This is a genomic window from Agromyces sp. Y575 (genome assembly GCF_059445445.1).
In genome coordinates this window covers 20,797-38,524 of the sequence record NZ_JCAIUI010000001.1, presented here as the reverse complement: position 1 = coordinate 38,524, position 17,728 = coordinate 20,797, and the positions used below count along the sequence as shown (strand labels likewise).

The following is a 17,728-nucleotide window of genomic DNA, read 5'->3' as shown; positions in this document are numbered from 1 at the left end:
GACACGTGACAACCTTGGCACCTATATTGGCCTCTATGGACGACGACGAACTGGTATTCAAAGCGTTGGCCGACTCGACGAGGCGGCTGCTACTGGATCGGCTGTTCGTCCGCGATGGGCAGAGTCTTGCGGAACTGATGCGCGACATCGAACTCACCCGGTTCGGTGTGATGCGACATCTCGGTGTGCTTGAGGGGGCCGGACTCATCACGACCAAAAAATCCGGTCGGTGGAAGCTGCACTACCTGAACCCTGTGCCCATCCGGCTCATCCACGACCGCTGGATCGACAAGTACACGGCCGAGCGCGTCGGAGCGCTGACCGAACTGAAAGAGGCATTGGAGTATGGAAATGAATGACGACACTCCTGTTGTGCCGCGATTGCGCGACGAAGACCTGGCCGCATCACGCCGCCGTGGTACGACTCAGATATACAAAATCGAGATCGCCGTCTCGCCCGAGCGCATTTGGGAGGCAATCACCGATCCCGATTGGACAGCCCGATACGGTTACGGCGGACGTGCTGTGGTCGAGCCGCGGGTCGGAGGTCGCTACTTCGTTGAAAAACCGCCGCACCTTCGCGTTGTTGCCGGAGACGGCACGGTTCCAGCGCCAGACATCATCATCGAGGGTGTCGTTACTGCCTACGACCCACCCTCGCTGCTCGCGACGAAAATGCGCTTCTTGGTTGATCCGAAATCCGCCGATGAGCCTGCCACCGAAGTGCGATATGCGATCAAGCGCTTGGGAGATGGCCGCTCCCGCTTGACCGTAACGCACGATCTCCTCGGAGCTCCTCATATGGCCGCAGTGGTGAGCGGGGACTTCGAACACCTCGGTGCGGGCGGAGGTCATCCGTACATGCTGCGCGACTTGAAGAGTCTTCTCGAGACTGGGCGGACCCTGCGGGAGAAGATCGGAAGCGGCGATGTCGACCTCTGAAACGCGGCCCGTCGCGAACCGCGTCGCCATACCGGCCGATCCACGCCGGTGGAAGGCCCTCGGAGTACTGGCGGTCATGCAATTCCTTCTCGTTCTCGACCTCACCGTTGTAAACATTGCTCTTCCTCGCATTGGCACTGACCTCGACCTCAGCCCCGCAAACCTCGTTTGGGTCGTCGACGCATATGCGCTCACCGCAGGAGGGCTACTGCTGCTCGGCGGACGGATCGCCGACCTCGCGGGCCGACGCAGGATGTTCTTTACGGGAGTCATCGTCTTCGCCGCGGGCTCCGCCCTCGCGGGCCTCGCGCCAACTGGGTGGATCCTCGTCACCGGCCGGGTCATCCAAGGGATCGGCGATGCGATCGCCGCACCCGCCGCACTCGCACTCATCGTCGTACTCTTCCCCGAGACACCGGAACGAGCAAAGGCGATCGGCGTCTGGGGTGCGCTCGCAGGGATCGGTGGCGTGACCGGCACCGTAATCTCCGGGGTGCTCACCGACGTAGCGAGTTGGCGCTATGTCTTCCTCATCGCCCTTCCCGTAGTGCTCCTGGTTCTCGTGCTTGGACCTCGCCTCTTGAGGGAAAGTCGAATGGTGCACGCCGCTCGACCCGAGTTCTCCGGGATGTTCGCCGGAACTATCGGACTTGCAGCCGTCATCTACGGGCTGCTGAGGGCATCAGAGAATTCTTGGACTGCCCTTGACGTCGTTGTCCCGCTCATCGTGGGAGTAGCGCTGCTTGCGCTGATGTTCCTCATCGAGGCCCGAAGCAGCCGACCCTTGATCCCGCCCGCCTTTTTCGCCAACCGGACCCGGCTGACCGCCAATGCGGTGACGCTCGTGAATGCGGCCGCCTTCGGCTCGTTCTTGTTCATCCTGAGCCTGTACGTGCAGAGCATCCTGCACTATACGCCGCTGGCCGCGGGGCTTGCCTACCTGCCGATCGGTATCGCAATCGGTGCGGGTCTCGCCCTCGGCTCGGCCATGATTCCTCGCGTGGGCCTCCGCACGGTCCTTGCTGGAGGTTGCATTCTCACCGCCCTCGGGCTGGGGTTGACTGTCGCCCTCCTGTCACCGGACGCAAACTACTGGTGGCAGATTGCACCCAGCATGGTGGTCGTCGGCCTCGGCCAGGGACTCCTCTTGCCTTCAATGACGACCACGGCACTGTCCGGCGTCGGCGAACAAGATGCGGGGCTCGCATCGGGGATCCAAGCCACCATGACCCACGCCGGCGGGGCTCTTGGCCTCGCAATATTCGTGAGTATCGCCGTGCGATACGCATCCGATGTCGGAGCGACAAGCACGTCCGCGCCGGAAGCAGAACTCGCGGGCTTCGGCCTTGCCCTCGGTATCGCTTCCCTCAGCATGGCCCTAGCAGGCGTCGCCGCTGCAGTCTTGGTCGGCAAACCCGCTGCGCAACCCACCCCAGACACAGGAGCTAACACGACATGAGTCTTCGGCCACTCTCAGCTCGGCGGCGATGCCAGCCGAAATCAATGTCGCCTGAGCATCCTTGAGGACGCTTACTGGAGACTACTGGCGAGATAACGCGACGATTCGACGATCTCGGGCACACCTAGGCTTCCTCGGCGCCCCAGCGTCCGAGCGCGACGATAGTCGCGCGCAAGGCGAACCCGCGATCGGTCAGCGCATAGGCCCGGGTGTTGTGCCGGAGGGGCAGACGGTGCAGGACGCCAGCCGCTTCGAGCTCGCGCAAGCGGGTCGCGAGCATGTTCGTCCCCATTCCGAGGTCGCGCTGCAGATCCCCGTATCGCTGTGGCCCGTCGAGCAGCCGCTCCACGATGAGCAGGGCCCACCGTGCTCCGACGATGTCGAGGGCTGCGGCGAGGTCGCTCACGCGATCGGATCGGTGTCCGGCTTCATCCAGAACGGCGAGTAGTGGTAGCCGTCAGGGTCATCGAACTGGCGCTGGTACATGAAGGGGTAGTCATCGATGTCACCGACACGCCCGCCGGCAGCGCGGGCGCGCTCGACGAGTTCATCGACCGCCTCACTGCTGCCGAGGTCGAAGGAGACCGTCACCTTCGAGGGGGTGTCGGGCCCGCCGGTCAACTCCTCAGTGGCGCCGACGCTCGCGTACATCTCGCGGCTGCCGAGCATGACGTACTGCTCGGGCGCGATCGCGAAGCACGACACGTTGTGATCTGACATCTCGGCGTTGAGAGTCCAGCCGAGGGCGGTGTAGAAGGTGGTCGCGCGCTCGACACTCTCGACCGGGCAGGTAATGAATAGGCTCATAGAGCCAATACTTCCAAAATGGAAGTGCGGTGTCAAGACCAGGCCGCACCCCGGTTAGGTATCCAGCATCTTGAAGTTTCATTTGCGGCCGGCTCGGCCTCGAATGCTTTCGTCGACGGCGTCGTTGCGGGACGTGCCGGCGCGGTGCAGGAAGTCGTCGAGCGCTGCTTCAACAAGCTCAAGCAGTGGCGCGGGATACCGATGCGCTCCGACAAGACGGCACGCAGCTACCGGGCCGCGATCGCCCTCGCCGCACGTTAGCCCGTCTTCGTACGATCCCGATCAGCCGCGGAAGCCTGAGCCGGGACCGCGGAGGGGTTAACACGCGCCGGCCACGTCACCATCAAGAACGCCGCGATTGGACCAAGGAAGAGCGTCAACAGGAACCAGTTCCACGCGGACCTGTTCCGCGTTCGCGCGTAGCCACCCGCCAGGATCGCCACGGTCATCCACAACGCTGCGATCACTCCCGTGATCGAGGGGTCTACCTGCACCGTTCGCACACTAGCACCGACGCCTGCCCGACTCCCAGCCCATCGAAGCAAATTGATCAACACGGCCTAGATCGCAGGGTGGGCGACACGCATCAGACCTCCTTGTTCGCTTCAACGCTAGCGCGGGCAAGAACCCAAGGATCCGCCTACGCGACAGCATGTGCCTCGCTGACGGACCGGCTTGCGGGATACATGAAAGTGAGTCGCTGGCGTCCGCGTCGGGAGATTCGGAGCTTAGCCTCGCAAGACGTATCCGACACCGGCCCCAGGTCGCTCAGCGGTAGCGGCATCCATTGCCCCATCATGGTCCGCGCACTATTTTCGACCGGTCAGTCAGCTACGCAATAGTCGCGCGTATGCTGACGGAACACGACGACGTGGAGGGGTCCCATTGACACAGACGGCCGTGGCGATCCCGAACGCCGCACCTTCTCCCGCAGGACGCTTGGTCCTGGACTGCGCGCCGCTACGCCCGCGCGAGCGCTTCGATGCGTGGTCGGCAGCCGTCGATGGGAGCTTCGTCCCTCTCCTAGCCTCGGGACGCGATGCGACGGCGCGCGATGCCTTCATGGGCGGACTCGTCTCGCAGCCGCTCGCGGGCACATCGGTGAACATCGTCTCGGGCTCGGCCGTGCGCGTGAGTCGCGGCGCTCGCCAGATCGCGCAAGCGGATCCCGGCTACATCAAGCTGGGGCTCCAGCTGCGGGGCTACAGTGTCATCACGCAAGACGGGCGCGATGCGGCGCTCGCGCCCGGAGACTTCGCGCTCTACGACACAACGAGGCCGTACGTGGTGGACTCCGAGGACGCATTCCGCATGTTCGTCGTGATGTTCCCGGTCGAATCCCTGCATCTCGATCGCGGAGTGCTGCGTGACTTCACGGCGCTGCGGTTCTCGGGGCGCACGGGCATCGGCGCGATCGCCTCGCGCTTCCTTGCCGAGATGAGCCGCCAGCTCAACGAGGGCGAACTGCGCGCCGCTCTCCCCCTGTCGGACGCCGTCCTGGACCTGGTGATGGCCTCCATCGCCGAACGCGTCGAGAGCACGAGCCTGCTCGACGAGGACACCCACCGTCGAGCGCTGCGCACCCGGGTCGAGTCCTACATCGCAGCGCACCTGTCGGACTCCGACCTGACGGTCGCGGGCATCGCGGCGGTGCACCACGTGTCGGTGCGCTACCTGCAGAAGCTCTTCGAGCAGCAGCACGACACTGTCAGCGGCTGGATCCGCCACCGTCGGCTCGAAGCGAGCAGGCGTGAGCTCGCGGCGGCCACGGCGCCGATCGCCGCTGTGGGCATGCGGTGGGGCTTCGCCGACGCCGCCGCCTTCGCGCGGGCGTTCCGGCAGCAATTCGGGATGTCGCCGAGCGAGTACCGCGCAAGCGCACGCGCCGACATCGCGCGCTGAACGGCAGGGTTCTGCGCACGAGGCGCACGCGTGTGTGCGATGCGCGCACCGTTCGCCCGACCGCGGTTCCCCCGCCCGAGACGACACTTAGCCTCGTCTTCGTGGGCAACGTTGCCCACGAAGACGAGGAGGAACCCGTGACCGCGTCAGCCACAATTCTGGACACCATCACCACCACCGAAGCGAACGGTCGCGCGATTCCCGACGCCGCGACGCGCGAGACCATCGGCTACGCCCCCGTTCACACGGTGGCGGACCTCGATGCCGCGATCGACGCCGCGCGCGCCGCTCAGCCCGCTTGGGCTGCGCTCGGCCACGCCGAACGTTCCCGCATCCTCAACGCGATCGCCGACGACCTCGACGCCAACACCGAAGAGCTCGCCGTGATCGTCTCGCGTGAGCAGGGCAAGCCGATGGACGGTCCGAACGCCCGCTTCGAAGTCGGCGCGTGCGGCATCTGGACACGCAGCGCCGCCGACACGGCTCTCGAGCCCGAGGTCGTGTTCGAAGCCGGCGAATCGCGCGCCGAGGTGCACTACGACCCGCTCGGCGTCGTCGGTGCGATCGGGCCGTGGAACTGGCCCATGATGATCACCGTCTGGCAGATCGCGCCGTCGCTGCGCATGGGCAACACGGTCGTCGTGAAGCCCAGCGAGTACACGCCACTGTCAGTGCTCGCGCTCGTCGAGGTCTTCAACCGCCACCTCCCCGACGGCGTGCTCACCGTGATCTCGGGCGACCGCGAAGTCGGCGCCGCGATCGCGGGTCATCGCGGTCTCGACAAGATCATGTTCACGGGGTCCACGGCGACGGGCCGCAAGATCGTCGAGTCGTCGGCGCACAACCTCGCCCGGCTGACACTCGAACTCGGTGGGAACGATGCGGGGATCATCCTGCCCGGCACCGACGTCTCGGCCATCGCCGAGAACCTGTTCTGGGGCATCTTCCTCAACACCGGACAGACCTGCGCCGCACTCAAGCGCCTCTACGTGCACGACTCGCAGTACGACAAGGTGGTCGACACGCTCGCCGGCATGGCCGACGCGATGCCGATGGGCAACGGCTTGACGGCCGGCAACGTGCTCGGTCCGCTGCAGAACGAGAAGCAGTACGACATCGTCGCGGGACTGGTGGAGGATGCCCGCAGCCGCGGCGCGCGCATCGTCACGGGCGGCGAGCCGGCACCCGAGCACGGGCCGCTGTTCTACCGCACGACCGTCGTGGCCGACATCGACGACGGCGCCCCGCTCGTCGACGAGGAGCAGTTCGGTCCCGTCATCCCCGTGGTCCGCTACAGCGATGTCGACGACGCGGTGCGGCGCGCGAACAACTCGACGCAGGGCCTGGGCGCTTCGGTGTGGGCCAACGACGCGGATGCAGCGGTCGAGGTCGCGAAGCGGATCCAGGCGGGCACCGTTTGGATCAACCAGCACGGCGCGATCAACCCCCAGGTGCCGTTCGGCGGCATCAAGTCCTCCGGATACGGCCAGGAGTTCGGTGTCGCCGGCCTCAAGGCGGTCTCGGCCCCTAAGGTGATCCAGCGCTGACCCGACAGTCGCGGAAGAGCCGGCCCGCGTCACGCGGGCCGGCTCTTCCGCGTCACCCTCATTGGGAGCGCGAAAGCGCCTCGAGGGTGCGGCGGAAGGCTGCCACGTACGATGCCGCAAGCGACGAATCACGCGCGACGTCGATGCCGGCCTGACGCATCATCCCCACCAGGAGCCCTGCCGTCGCGACGGGATCGACGTCAGGCGGCACGAGCCCCGCGGCCTGAGCGCCCTGGAGCTCGGTGCGGAAGACCTCTCGGTAGCCGAAGGAGCTCGTGCCTCGCTCCCGATGGAGACCGACCCGGCTCGGGCCCGAGATGTTGTAGAAGAAGCCGAGCTCCGAGTCCTGCGCGAGCTCGACCATCGCCTCGGCGTACGCCGTCAGCCGATCCACCCAGTCCGTGTGCTCTTCGGCGCGCACCTGCGCGGTCGCGAGCAGATCGGCGCCGAGCAGGTCGTAGGCCGATCGGATGATCTCGTCGTGGCCCTCGGGGTAGTGCGCGTAGAGCGTGCCGCGCGACATCCCCGCCTCCGCGGCGATGCGATCGATCGTCATCCGGTCGCTGCCGTCGGCGGAGATCAGCTCGAGCGCCGCGCGCATGACATCGCGGCGCGTGCGCTCCTGCTGACGTTCACGCAGAGTACGTCCGGTGCCGGTCGTCATGGGCCTACTTCCCCGGCTCAGATCCTACGGCGGACGCCACGGCATCCTCGAGCCGGTCGAGCACGAGATCGAGTTCGACCGCGCTGATGACCAGCGGCGGGCGGATCTTGAGCACGTTCTCGTCGCGTCCGACGCGGCTGATGAGCACGTGCCGCGCGTACATCGCCTCGACGACGCCGCGGGCGAGCTCGGGATCGGGATCACCCTGCTCATCGACGAGCTCGAGGCCGAAGAAAAGCCCCCGACCCTTGACCGCGCGCACCCGGGGCTGGCCGGCGGCGAAGCCCTCGAGGCGCGCGCGAGCCGCCCGACCGAGAACCCCCGCGTGCGCGACGAGACCGCGCTCCTCGATCTCATCCAGCACCGCGAGACCGATGGCCGACGACACGGGGTTCCCCGCGAAGGTGTTGAAATACAGGTTGTGCTCGCCGAATTCCTCGAGGATCTGCTGGCTCGTCACGACGCCTCCGATCGGATGCCCATTGCCCATCGGCTTGCCGAGGGTCACAAGATCGGGGCGGATGCCGACCACGTCGTGGCCCCACAGCGAGTCGCCGAGACGCCCGAAGCCCGACTGCACCTCATCAGAGATCACCAGGCCGCCGGCGGCGCGCACGCGGTCCGTGAGAGCGGCGAGGTACCCGTCGGGAAGGGCGTTGAGCCCCTCCGTCGAGAACGCCGGGTCGATGAGAAGGGCCGACACCCCGAGTCCGGCCGACCGCAGAGAGGCGATCGCCTCATCCGCCTCGGCGAGCGCGCGCTCCGCCGCCTCGGCAGCATCGGGACCCGTCGCGTCTGGGATCCGGAGGGCCCGCACGTGATCGCCGAGCTCCTCGGCGACCGTCAGCCCCGTCGTGAGCTCAGCGAGCGAGGTCGTGTTGCCGTGATAGCTGAAGTCCGACACGAGGACCCCGGTGCTGCCCGTGTGCTGGCGGGCGATGCGCAGGGCGAGCTCGTTGGCCTCCGATCCGCTGTTCGTGAAGAACACGCGGTCGAGCCCGTGACCGAACGTCGCGAGCAGATGCTCGGCGTAATCCACGACCCGCTCGTTGAGATAGCGCGTGTGCACATTGAGCGTGGACCATTGTGCGGTCCCCGCTGCGATGACGCGGGCGTTGCCGTGGCCGACGTGGGGGACGTTGTTGTAGGCGTCGAGGAAGCGCGTGCCGTCGGCGGCGGTGATCCAGACGCCGGATGCCGACACGGCGTGCAGCGGCGTCGAGTAGAAGAGCGGGGAGTGCGGACCGATCGTGCGGTGCCGTCGCTCCAGCAGCGTGGGCTTCTCGTCAGCGGACATGCGTGTCTCCTGTGGATCTGTCATTCGGAAAGGTGGATGCGCGCGAGCGCGAGCACGAGCGGGCGGACCTCCGCGACGAGGAACTCCGCCGTCTCGTCACCTCGACGCTCCCCCGCCCAGCCGAGGTAGGTGAGGCCGCGCGCGAGGATGAGCGCATCGAGCAGCGCGAGCGTGCGTTCGGGGCGCGTGGCGGCCTCGGCGTAGCCCGTCTCGAGAGCGCGGCGGTACTGCGGATACCGAGGGTGCGGGAGGAAGAAGAACAGCGTCGTCGCGAGGTCGAACGCGTGCCATCCCTCGCCGAAATCGTCGAAGTCGATGAGCGTCAGCGTTCCGTCATCCGCCCGCAGCACGTTCTCGGGGCTGAAGTCGGCGTGCAGCACCCCGAAGACGTCTTCGTCGGTGCCGGCATCGTCGAGGACCCTGGCCAGCGAGACGCACACGGCATCGAGTACCGCGATCTCGTCCGCCGTGAGCTCCGCGATCGCGCGGGGGTCACCCCAGAGCGGAGCGGGGCCGACGAGTCCGTCGCGGTCCCACGCCGAGCGGTCGTACCCTGTAGGCCGCCCGATGCGCCTGCCCACCTCGTGCATCCGCGCAGCGAGGGCGCCGATGGCGGCGAAGTCCTCGGGCGTGAGCGTGCTGCTCCCGTCGAAGCCGTTGCCGATGTCGTCGATCGGCGCGGCGTCTTCGATCCAGTGCTGGAGCAGGATCTGGTGGCGCCGTCCGTCAGCGGATCGAGACGTGAGATCCCTGCCGTTCGTCGTGCGGATGAAGTCGGGGACGCGGATGCCGAGTTCCCGCAGCGCACGCACATACGTCACTTCGCTCGAGATCTGCGCGTCGGTGCGGTAACCGGGGCGCGCGATCCGCAGGGCGTATCGCCCCGCGCCGTCCTCGACCTGGAAGACCACGTTCTCGCGATACTTCACGAAGCGGATGCTGGGCTCGGCCCCCACCGGAAAGTCGAGCAGCGCCGAGCGCGCCATCAGCTCAGCGGCACGGATCTTGTCGTCCATGACATCTCCTCGTTGTCGAGTCGCGCCTCAACGGTCAGCCGGCACGTCGGCCTCGCATGGCTTTCTGTACTCCGAGTACAGATTATGTACTCACTGTTCGACCACGTCAACGCCGCGCGGTCGCGAGGCGCTCGATGAACAGGTCGAGTTGACGCTCCAGGCGCGCGGGACTCGCCTCGGCGGGCGAGAACACCGCGACGATCTGCGCCCCCATGAGCATCGAGAGGAGTTCGTCGACGACCTCCTGCACGTCGAGGGTCTCCCGAAGCTCGCCGCGCGTGATCGCCGAACGAAATCGCTCGGCGAAGGTCACGCGCCACTCGGTCGTGCGCTCGGAGAACAGATCGGCTTCGGCGGCGTTGTTCAACGACCGCTGCCAGAACGTGATGACGACGCGGGCCTCGGCAATCCGCTCGTCGTCGAGCGGGAGGATCTCCATTGCCAGCGCCCGCAGGCCACCGATCCCCGGTTTGCCCACGGCTGCCGCCGCGCGCTCGTTCGTCGCCCCGAAGACGTGCTCGAAGGCCGCCGTCATGACTGAGTCCTTGCTCGGGAAGTAGTAGCGCAGCAGTCCGTTGGAGAATCCTGTCTCCTCTGCGATACGACGCGTCGTCGCTTCGTCGATGCCTTCGGAGGCGATCAGGCGCCACACCCGCCCGATGATCTCGCGACGGCGCGTGTCATGGTCGACGTACTTCGGCATACAGCGAACGTAACAGAACCATAACGGCCACGACTCCAATCTTGTACACGTGTACGAAAACCTGGACACTGATCGAAACAGTGCGACGACGCGCTGCTCGATCCCAATGACGGGACAGGAGAACCCCATGACGATGACCGACTCCGTGCACGCCGAGAGTTCCGGTGATGCGGGTGCGCCGCATCCGCTCGCTTCCCTCACCGTTGCCGAGATCGAAGCCGTCCGATCGATCGTGCTCTCCACGCTCGCACCTACCGAGACGACGCGATTCGCCTACGTGGGTCTCGAGGAGCCGCACAAGCACGACGTCCTCGCCTGGACGGCGGGCGACGCAAACCTCCCCGATCGCCGTGCACGCGTGCAGCTGCTCGATCTCTCGACGGGGGACTCGATCGACGCGGTCGTATCGATCAGTACCGGCGACCTCGTGAGCCACATCGAACTGGACCCCGCCGAAGGCCGGCTGCCGATACTCGATGCCGAGTTCGAACTCGTCGCCGAGATCGCGAACGCCGACGCAGCCTGGGCCGCCGCACTCGCTTCGCGTGGGCTGACCGTCGACGATGTCGTCCTGGTGCCACTCTCGGCGGGGAGCTACGACCTCGAGGATGAGACCGACCGGCGCCTGCTGCGCACGTTCGCCTTCCAGCAGTTCTCTCCCCGCGACCACCCCTGGGCGCACCCCGTCGACGGCCTGACCGCCTACATCGACGTCAGCCGCCGCGAGGTCGCCAAGATCGTCGAAGGCCCGGCTTTCCCGATCCCGCAGACGACCGGCAACTTCGACGACCCCGAAGAGCAGGGCCCGCCGCTCGAGGGACTCAAGCCCATCGTGATCACGCAGCCCGAAGGACCGAGCTACACCGTCGACGGTGAGCACATCACGTGGGGGAACTGGGACCTGCGCATCGGGTTCGATACCCGCGAAGGCCTGGTTCTTCGCAACCTGAGCTTCGCGGACAGACCCGTCATGTACCGCGGCTCGGTCAGCGAAATGGTCGTCCCCTACGGCGATCCCTCGCCCAACCGCTTCTGGCAGAACTACTTCGACACGGGCGAGTACCTCTTCGGCCGGTATACGAGCGAACTCGAACTCGGCTGCGACTGCGTCGGCGAGATCCGCTACTTCTCGCCGGTCGTCGCCGACGAACTCGGAATGCCGCGCACGATCCGCAACGGCATCTGCATGCACGAGGAGGACTACGGCACGCTGTGGAAGCACAACGACCTCTTCACCGGCTCGAACGAAGTGCGCCGCCAGCGGCGCCTCGTGATCTCGTTCTTCACGACCGTCGGCAACTACGACTACGGCTTCTTCTGGTACCTCTACCTCGACGGCACCATCGAGTGTGAAGCGAAGCTCACGGGCGTGCTCTTCACCTCGGCGTACCCGGGCGCGAGCGCCGACGGTGAGCCGTATCCCTTCGCCTCGGAGGTCGCACCGGGACTCGGCGCCCCGTACCACCAGCACCTGTTCTCGATGCGGCTCGATATGACGGTCGACGGCGTCGCCAACGTGGTCAACGAGATCGATGCCGTGCGCCTACCCATCTCGCCCGAGAACCCCTACGGCAACGCCTTCACGAAGAAGGTCACACCGATCACCTCCGAGAAGGAGTCCGGCCGCCTCGCGGACGGCTCCGTCAATCGCGTGTGGCAGATCGCCTCGACCGAGAAGCAGACCTCGATGGGTCAGCCGACGTCCTACGTGCTCTTCCCCGAGGGGCATCCCGTGCTCTTGGCCGCCGACGAGTCGTCGATCGCCGCCCGCGCGGCCTTCGCGACGAAGAACCTCTTCGTGACGAGGTACGACCCGGCGGAGCGCTACGCTGCGGGGGACTTCGTCAACCAGCATCCGGGTCAGTCGGGCATCCCCGCGTTCATCGAGGGCGATGAGCCACTCGTGGGCGAAGACCTGGTGCTGTGGCACACGTTCGGGCTGACGCACTTCCCCCGCAATGAGGACTGGCCGATCATGCCGATGGACTACGCCAAGTTCACGCTGAAGCCCTACAACTTCTTCGAGCGCAACCCCACGCTGAACGTGCCGGCACCGGCGAAGGCGGCGGGCGGCTGCTCGTGCGCGAGCGGATCGTGCCACTGCGACCACGGCTCCACCGGCGAGCACCACCACCACTGACGTGGTCGAGGTCCTGCACGCATGGGCCGTCGCGCCTGCCGCGGTCGGCGCATGCTGCGTCGCCGCCGACCGCGGGCGCACGAGGGCGGGCGAGGTCGCGGCATCCGTCCTCATGATCGTCGCGATGCTGGATGCCTCGCATTTCGGCGTCGTCGCGCCGATCAGGTGGGCTGTGGCGCTCGTCACCACGGCCCTCGCACAGGCCGTGTGGTTGCGCGTTCGAGGCGCCTCCCGCACGGAACGGCCCCGCCGGCGTCCTGAGCCGATGGCAGTGCACGCGGGCGTCGGGCTGATCGCCATGGCGGCGCTGCTGGTGTTCATGACCTCCGCGCCGGGTGCCGCCGTGTCGGGGCATCATGCGGCGGGATCGCCCCAGGCGCTCGTGCTCCTCATCGCCGCGGGGTACGGCGGAGCATCGCTGTGGCTCGCCCGCACGGGCTCTGTGCTCGAACGGATGCAGTACCTCACGATGGGCGCCTCAACCGTCCTCATGGCGCTCGCAGTGGTCCTGTGAACGCTTGCGAAACCGCCCATCGTGTGCGGGGAACGCACACGATGACGCACCAGACGCACGGATGGCCCCCTCCCCCGTGTGTCGGCTCACCGCCCGGGGCTACGATCCTGCTCGATGCCCGACGACGTGTATCGGGTGTTCCGCAGCCGATTTCATTCCCACCCGAGGGAACGCGCTCCGCACCCTCCCAACCATTGGAGTCTTCATGACATCTCCTGCTTCCGGCACCCTCGCCCGAAACAAGCTCGGCGTCAGTTCGATCGTCTTCCTGGTGCTCGCGGCCGTGGCCCCGCTCACCGTCGCGATCGTCGTGCTGCCGCTGGCGATCGCGTTCGGCAACGGCGGCGGCACGCCCGTCGCGGTCGTCATCGTCGCGCTCGCGCTGCTCTTGTTTGCCATCGGCTACGCCCAGATGACGAAGGATCTCGTCAACGCGGGAGGCTTCTACGCCATCGCAGTGAAGGGACTCGGGCGGCCCGCGGGTCTCGTCACGGGACTCATCGCGACAATCGGCTACAACTTCTTCGTCGCGGGAGCCATGGGCACCATCGGGTTCTTCACGGGCGCGGTCGTCCTTCCCGCGCTCTTCGGGTTCGAGCTGAACTGGTACCTCTGCGGTGTCGTCCTGTTCATCGTCGTGTTCCTGCTCGCCCGGTCAGGCATCCACCTCAGCGCGATCGTGCTCGGAGTCGCACTCGTGCTCGAGACGCTGATCCTGGTCGCCTTCGCCATCTCGGTGCTCGTCCAGACCGGATTCAGCATCGAGGCGATCACGCAGGCGTTCAGCCCCGAGATCCTCATCGGCGGCTCGATCTGGATCGGCCTCCTCATGGTGGCGACGGCCTTCATCGGTTTCGAAGCGACGGCGCTGTTCGGCGAAGAGGCGCGCGAGCCGCGCAAGACGATCCCGCGCGCCACGTACGCGGCGATCATCATCATCGGCGTCATGCACGCGATCGTCGCATGGGCGATCGTGAGCGCCCTGGGCGTCTCGGATGCGCAGGGAGCGGCGCTGGACAGCCTGGCCGCGGGGGATCTGACGCTCGTCCTCCTCGACGCCTACCTCGGCCCGATCGTCGGCGTCGTGGCACTCGTGCTCCTCGTCGTCAGCCTGTTCGCCGCCCAGCTCGCGTTCCACAACTCGGCCGCGCGCTACCTCTTCGCCCTCGGACGCGCCCGCGTGCTGCCACAGTGGCTCTCGAAGACCAACAGCAAGGGTGCACCACAGCGTGCACTCCTGGTGAACCTCGTCTTCGCGATCATCGTCGCCGGCATCTTCGCCCTCTTCGTCGAGACCGACGCCGACGGCAACCCCCTGCCCCCCGTGCTGACGCTCGTGCCGGTAGGCCTCGGGTTCGCGACGCTCGCGATCATGATCGTGCAGGCCATCGCCGCGCTCTCGGTCGTCGTGTACTTCCGCCGTCAGCGCAGCACGAAGTGGTGGAGCACGTTCATCGCGCCAGGCATCGGGTTCATCGCCCTCCTCCTGTTCAGCATCATGGCGATCTTCAATTTCACCCTCGTGGCGGGGTCGGAGGCGCTGTACGTGCAGCTCCTGCCGTGGCTCCTCGTGCTCGCGGTGGTCGGCGGCCTCATCTACGCGTACTACCTGAAGGCGAGGAAGCCCGACATCTATCGCGGTCTCGATGCGGACCTCGAGAACTTCACCGAGATGCCCGAAGATCACACGATTTCGGGATTGCCCGGAGACCGATGACAGGGCTACACCTGCCCCAGCGGGTGGTCGTCACCGGCGGCGGGTCCGGCATCGGGCTCGCGTGCGCACGGCTCTTCCACGACGCCGGCTCGGCGGTCGGCCTCATCGGCCGCTCCGTCGAGCGGCTCGGGGCGGCCGCCGCATCACTCAGCGAGTCGGTGCTGCACGCGGCCGCCGACGTGACGGATGAGGATGCCGTCCAGCACGCCGTCAGCACGCTCGCGGAAGGCCTCGGCGGGATCGACGCGCTCGTGGTGTGCGCCGGCACGGAGGGCGAGATGGGAGCCTCTGTGCGCGAGGTCACGGCCGCGGGCTTCCGCGAAGCGCTCGACGTCAACGTCGTGGGCGCCTTCCTCGCCGTGCGCGCGGCACTGCCGTGGCTCGAGAAGTCCGAGGCCGCGAGCATCACTCTCATCGGGTCGGACTCCGGTTTCGTCGCGGTGCCGGGCATGCTCGCCTACAACGCCTCGAAGGGGGCAATCGTGCAGCTCACACGGGCGCTCGCGGTCGAGCTGTACGACGAGTCCGGCATCCGCGTCAACAGCGTCGCCCCGTCGATCGTCGACACGCCGATGGCCAGGCGCGGGCTCGGCGACGAGGCGATCGACGCCCCGGCGTTCCCGCTGCAGTCGGCCGAAGACGTCGCGTGGTCGGTCGCTTACCTGGCATCGCGTCAGGCCCGCGCCGTGAACGGCGTGAGTCTGATTTCGGACTTCGGGTACACGGGCCGCTCGTCCTTCCCGGCGTAGTCCCGCTTCAGCACACGCCGGCCCTTCCTCTGCTCGGGCGACGACGCCGCTCCGACCGGTGATGACACGGCCGTCTCGGACGGCACGTCCGCATCAAGGGTGCTGAAAGGCTGAAAGTGATGGGTTTTCGATAGGAGGATCAAACCTCTTAACCTCAAAAGTCCCGGAAACCCTTGAGTTTCCGGGACTTTCTGGTCGGGCTGACAGGATTTGAACCTGCGACCCCTTGACCCCCAGTCAAGTGCGCTACCAAGCTGCGCCACAGCCCGATGCCATCGGATTTCCCCGAAGACAACTTGACCATCATAGCGGCATCCGAAGGCGTGCTCGTGCACAGCGGAGGACCACGGGGCATCGGCTCGCCGGGTTTCGAGACGCTCGCTTCGCTCCCCTCAACCAACAGACGACATCCTCCTCGAGCCACTGACGATCCGCTGGGAGCCCTCGACCGCGCACGCGATCCCCGCAAGACTGGAGTGCACGTTCGCAGCTCTGAGGGGGAACACCGTGGCACGCACCATAGCCGACCAGCTCGTCGCCCAGCTCATCGATGCCGGAGTCGATCACATCTACGGCATCGTCGGGGATTCGCTGAATCCCATCGTCGATGCCGTGCGTCGCTCGGGAGGCAAGGCGAAGGGCGGCATCGACTGGATCCACGTGCGCCATGAGGAATCCGCCGCGTTCATGGCCGCCGCCGAGGCGCAGCTCACCGGCAAGCTCGCGGTGTGCGCCGGCAGTTGCGGGCCTGGCAACCTGCACCTCATCAACGGCCTCTACGACGCGCATCGCTCGGGCGCGCCGGTGCTCGCCATCGCGAGCCACATCCCGAGTGCGCAGATCGGTTCGGGGTACTTCCAAGAGACGCATCCCGAGCGTCTGTTCGTCGAGTGCTCGAACTACTGCGAGCAGGTCATGACGGCCGCGCAGTCGCCGCGGGTCGTCAACTCGGCACTGCGGCACGCGATCGCGGACTCCGGGGTGTCGGTCGTCGTGATGCCCGGGGATGTCGCGGAGTTCGAGGCATCCGCTTCGTTCCCGTCGCTCGTGCTCACGGAACCCGCGACGCTCGTGCCCGCCGAGTCCGATGTGCGTCACCTCGCTGCCGCGATCGACAAGGCGAAGACGGTCGCGATCTTCGCGGGGGCCGGCGTCGAGGGCGCCCACGACGAGGTCGTCGCGTTCGCCGAGCTGCTCAAGGCGCCCGTCGGCCACACGCTGCGCGGCAAGCAGTGGATCCAGTACGACAACCCCTTCGACATCGGCATGACCGGCATGCTCGGCTACGGCGCCGCACACGCAGGCGTCCACGATGCCGACCTGTTGCTGCTCATCGGCACCGATTTCCCCTACGAACAGTTCATGCCCGACCCAGCGAAAGTCGTCATCGCCCAGATCGACACGGATGCCGCGCACCTCGGCCGGCGCGTCAGCGTCGCGCACCCCGTGCACGGCGACGTGCGTGCCACGCTCGCCCGACTCAGCGAACTCGTGGCGCCGAAGAGCGACCATGCCTTCCTCGATCGCATGCTGAAGAAGCACAACAAGCTGCTCGACACGGTCGTGGGCACCTATACGGATGTCTCGAAGGTCGCGCCGATCCATCCCGAGTACGCCATCTCGCTCATCGACGAGGCCGCAGACGACGACGCCGTGTTCACCGCGGACACCGGCATGGGCAACGTCTGGCAGGCCCGCTACGTCACCCCCGGCCCCGATCGGCGCATCATCGGATCGTTCATCCACGGCTCGATGGCGAATGCGCTCCCCCACGCGATCGGCGCACAGTTCGCCTACCCTGACCGCCAGGTGGTCGCGATCGCCGGCGACGGCGGACTCTCGATGTTGCTCGGCGAACTGAACACCGCAGTGGCGTACAAGCTGCCGCTCAAGATCTTCGTGTTCAACAACTCGACCCTCGGGCTCGTGAAGCTCGAAATGCTCGTCGACGGCTTCCCGTCATTCGGCGTCGACGTTCCGTCGGTCGACTACGCCGGCATCGCCGAGGCGATCGGCTTCCATGCGGAGCGCGTCGACGACCCGCACGCGCTGAAGGATGCCGTTGCGACCGCTTTCGCCCACGACGGGCCGGCGCTGCTCGACATCGTCACCGATCCGCGGGCTCTCTCGCTGCCGCCCGCGATCACGGGCGACCAGGTGAAGGGATTCGCGCTTGCGATGTCGAAGACAGTGCTGCACGGCGGCGCAGCCGAGGCAGTGGCGATGGCGCGGTCGAACATTCGGCACCTGCCCGGGCTCTGAGGACTCTCC

17 protein-coding genes and 1 tRNA gene are annotated in these 17,728 nt (G+C 66.8%); 11 read left to right on the top strand and 7 right to left on the bottom strand.

What is annotated here, in order from left to right:
• The first annotated feature begins 35 nt into the window (after window positions 1–35).
• From AC1C2U_RS00210 to AC1C2U_RS00200, 3 genes are read left to right on the top strand one after another with little or no spacing between them, the layout of a single operon-like run.
• Window positions 36–359, top strand: a complete 324-nt coding sequence (locus tag AC1C2U_RS00210; protein WP_495359713.1) for an ArsR/SmtB family transcription factor — start codon at window positions 36–38, stop codon at window positions 357–359.
• On the top strand, window positions 352–942 hold the full coding sequence (locus AC1C2U_RS00205; RefSeq protein ID WP_495359712.1) for an SRPBCC domain-containing protein: 591 nt from the start codon (window positions 352–354) through the stop codon (window positions 940–942). Before AC1C2U_RS00210 ends, AC1C2U_RS00205 begins: the two co-directional genes overlap by 8 nt.
• A complete protein-coding gene (locus AC1C2U_RS00200) occupies window positions 929–2,401 on the top strand; it encodes an MFS transporter (RefSeq protein WP_495359711.1) in 1,473 nt (490 codons plus the stop codon). Before AC1C2U_RS00205 ends, AC1C2U_RS00200 begins: the two co-directional genes overlap by 14 nt.
• Before the next feature lie 124 nt (window positions 2,402–2,525).
• On the opposite strand, the gene AC1C2U_RS00195 is transcribed toward AC1C2U_RS00200, so the two are convergent.
• The gene (locus AC1C2U_RS00195; protein WP_495354360.1) at window positions 2,526–2,807 is read right to left on the bottom strand and encodes a winged helix-turn-helix transcriptional regulator; all 282 of its coding nucleotides are present in this window, start codon (window positions 2,805–2,807) and stop codon (window positions 2,526–2,528) included.
• Window positions 2,804–3,208, bottom strand: coding sequence for a VOC family protein (locus AC1C2U_RS00190; RefSeq protein ID WP_495359710.1), 405 nt, complete (start codon window positions 3,206–3,208; stop codon window positions 2,804–2,806). The genes AC1C2U_RS00195 and AC1C2U_RS00190 overlap by 4 nt, the downstream gene beginning before the upstream one ends.
• A gap of 18 nt (window positions 3,209–3,226) precedes the next feature.
• Here AC1C2U_RS00190 and AC1C2U_RS00185 point away from each other — a divergent pair, with 18 nt between their 5' ends.
• The 3 genes from AC1C2U_RS00185 (at window position 3,227) to AC1C2U_RS00175 (ending at window position 6,657) form a co-directional block, all read left to right on the top strand.
• On the top strand, window positions 3,227–3,469 hold the full coding sequence (locus tag AC1C2U_RS00185; protein WP_495359709.1) for a hypothetical protein: 243 nt from the start codon (window positions 3,227–3,229) through the stop codon (window positions 3,467–3,469).
• Between the two features lie 639 nt (window positions 3,470–4,108).
• Window positions 4,109–5,110 carry an AraC-like ligand-binding domain-containing protein gene (locus tag AC1C2U_RS00180; RefSeq protein ID WP_495360812.1) on the top strand — a complete coding sequence of 334 codons (1,002 nt, stop codon included), beginning with the start codon at window positions 4,109–4,111 and terminating at the stop codon, window positions 5,108–5,110.
• Between the two features lie 101 nt (window positions 5,111–5,211).
• On the top strand, window positions 5,212–6,657 hold the full coding sequence (locus AC1C2U_RS00175; RefSeq protein ID WP_495359708.1) for an aldehyde dehydrogenase family protein: 1,446 nt from the start codon (window positions 5,212–5,214) through the stop codon (window positions 6,655–6,657).
• 58 nt (window positions 6,658–6,715) lie between these two features.
• Here AC1C2U_RS00175 and AC1C2U_RS00170 read toward each other — a convergent pair whose 3' ends face one another.
• From AC1C2U_RS00170 to AC1C2U_RS00155, 4 genes are all read right to left on the bottom strand, one after another.
• Window positions 6,716–7,321, bottom strand: a complete 606-nt coding sequence (locus AC1C2U_RS00170) for a TetR/AcrR family transcriptional regulator (RefSeq protein ID WP_495359707.1) — start codon at window positions 7,319–7,321, stop codon at window positions 6,716–6,718.
• A gap of 4 nt (window positions 7,322–7,325) precedes the next feature.
• Window positions 7,326–8,618 carry an aspartate aminotransferase family protein gene (locus AC1C2U_RS00165; RefSeq protein WP_495359706.1) on the bottom strand — a complete coding sequence of 431 codons (1,293 nt, stop codon included), beginning with the start codon at window positions 8,616–8,618 and terminating at the stop codon, window positions 7,326–7,328.
• A gap of 20 nt (window positions 8,619–8,638) precedes the next feature.
• On the bottom strand, window positions 8,639–9,634 hold the full coding sequence (locus AC1C2U_RS00160; RefSeq protein ID WP_495359705.1) for a phosphotransferase enzyme family protein: 996 nt from the start codon (window positions 9,632–9,634) through the stop codon (window positions 8,639–8,641).
• Between the two features lie 106 nt (window positions 9,635–9,740).
• Complete coding sequence (locus AC1C2U_RS00155) at window positions 9,741–10,337, bottom strand: TetR/AcrR family transcriptional regulator (protein WP_495359704.1); 597 nt, start codon at window positions 10,335–10,337, stop codon at window positions 9,741–9,743.
• Between the two features lie 127 nt (window positions 10,338–10,464).
• Between AC1C2U_RS00155 and AC1C2U_RS00150 the strand changes: the two genes are divergently transcribed.
• From AC1C2U_RS00150 to AC1C2U_RS00135, 4 genes are all read left to right on the top strand, one after another.
• Window positions 10,465–12,477, top strand: coding sequence for a primary-amine oxidase (locus tag AC1C2U_RS00150; protein ID WP_495359703.1), 2,013 nt, complete (start codon window positions 10,465–10,467; stop codon window positions 12,475–12,477).
• 1 nt (window position 12,478) lies between these two features.
• The gene (locus tag AC1C2U_RS00145; protein ID WP_495359702.1) at window positions 12,479–12,991 is read left to right on the top strand and encodes a hypothetical protein; all 513 of its coding nucleotides are present in this window, start codon (window positions 12,479–12,481) and stop codon (window positions 12,989–12,991) included.
• Window positions 12,992–13,196: 205 nt separating this feature from the next.
• Window positions 13,197–14,708: an APC family permease gene (locus AC1C2U_RS00140; RefSeq protein WP_495359701.1), complete on the top strand. Its 1,512-nt coding sequence runs from the start codon at window positions 13,197–13,199 to the stop codon at window positions 14,706–14,708.
• Window positions 14,705–15,457, top strand: coding sequence for an SDR family NAD(P)-dependent oxidoreductase (locus tag AC1C2U_RS00135; protein WP_495359700.1), 753 nt, complete (start codon window positions 14,705–14,707; stop codon window positions 15,455–15,457). Before AC1C2U_RS00140 ends, AC1C2U_RS00135 begins: the two co-directional genes overlap by 4 nt.
• Window positions 15,458–15,649: 192 nt before the next feature.
• On the opposite strand, the gene AC1C2U_RS00130 is transcribed toward AC1C2U_RS00135, so the two are convergent.
• Window positions 15,650–15,726 (bottom strand) — tRNA-Pro (locus tag AC1C2U_RS00130).
• 238 nt (window positions 15,727–15,964) lie between these two features.
• Between AC1C2U_RS00130 and AC1C2U_RS00125 the strand changes: the two genes are divergently transcribed.
• Window positions 15,965–17,719 carry a pyruvate dehydrogenase gene (locus tag AC1C2U_RS00125; RefSeq protein WP_495359699.1) on the top strand — a complete coding sequence of 585 codons (1,755 nt, stop codon included), beginning with the start codon at window positions 15,965–15,967 and terminating at the stop codon, window positions 17,717–17,719.
• The last annotated feature ends 9 nt before the right edge of the window (window positions 17,720–17,728 follow it).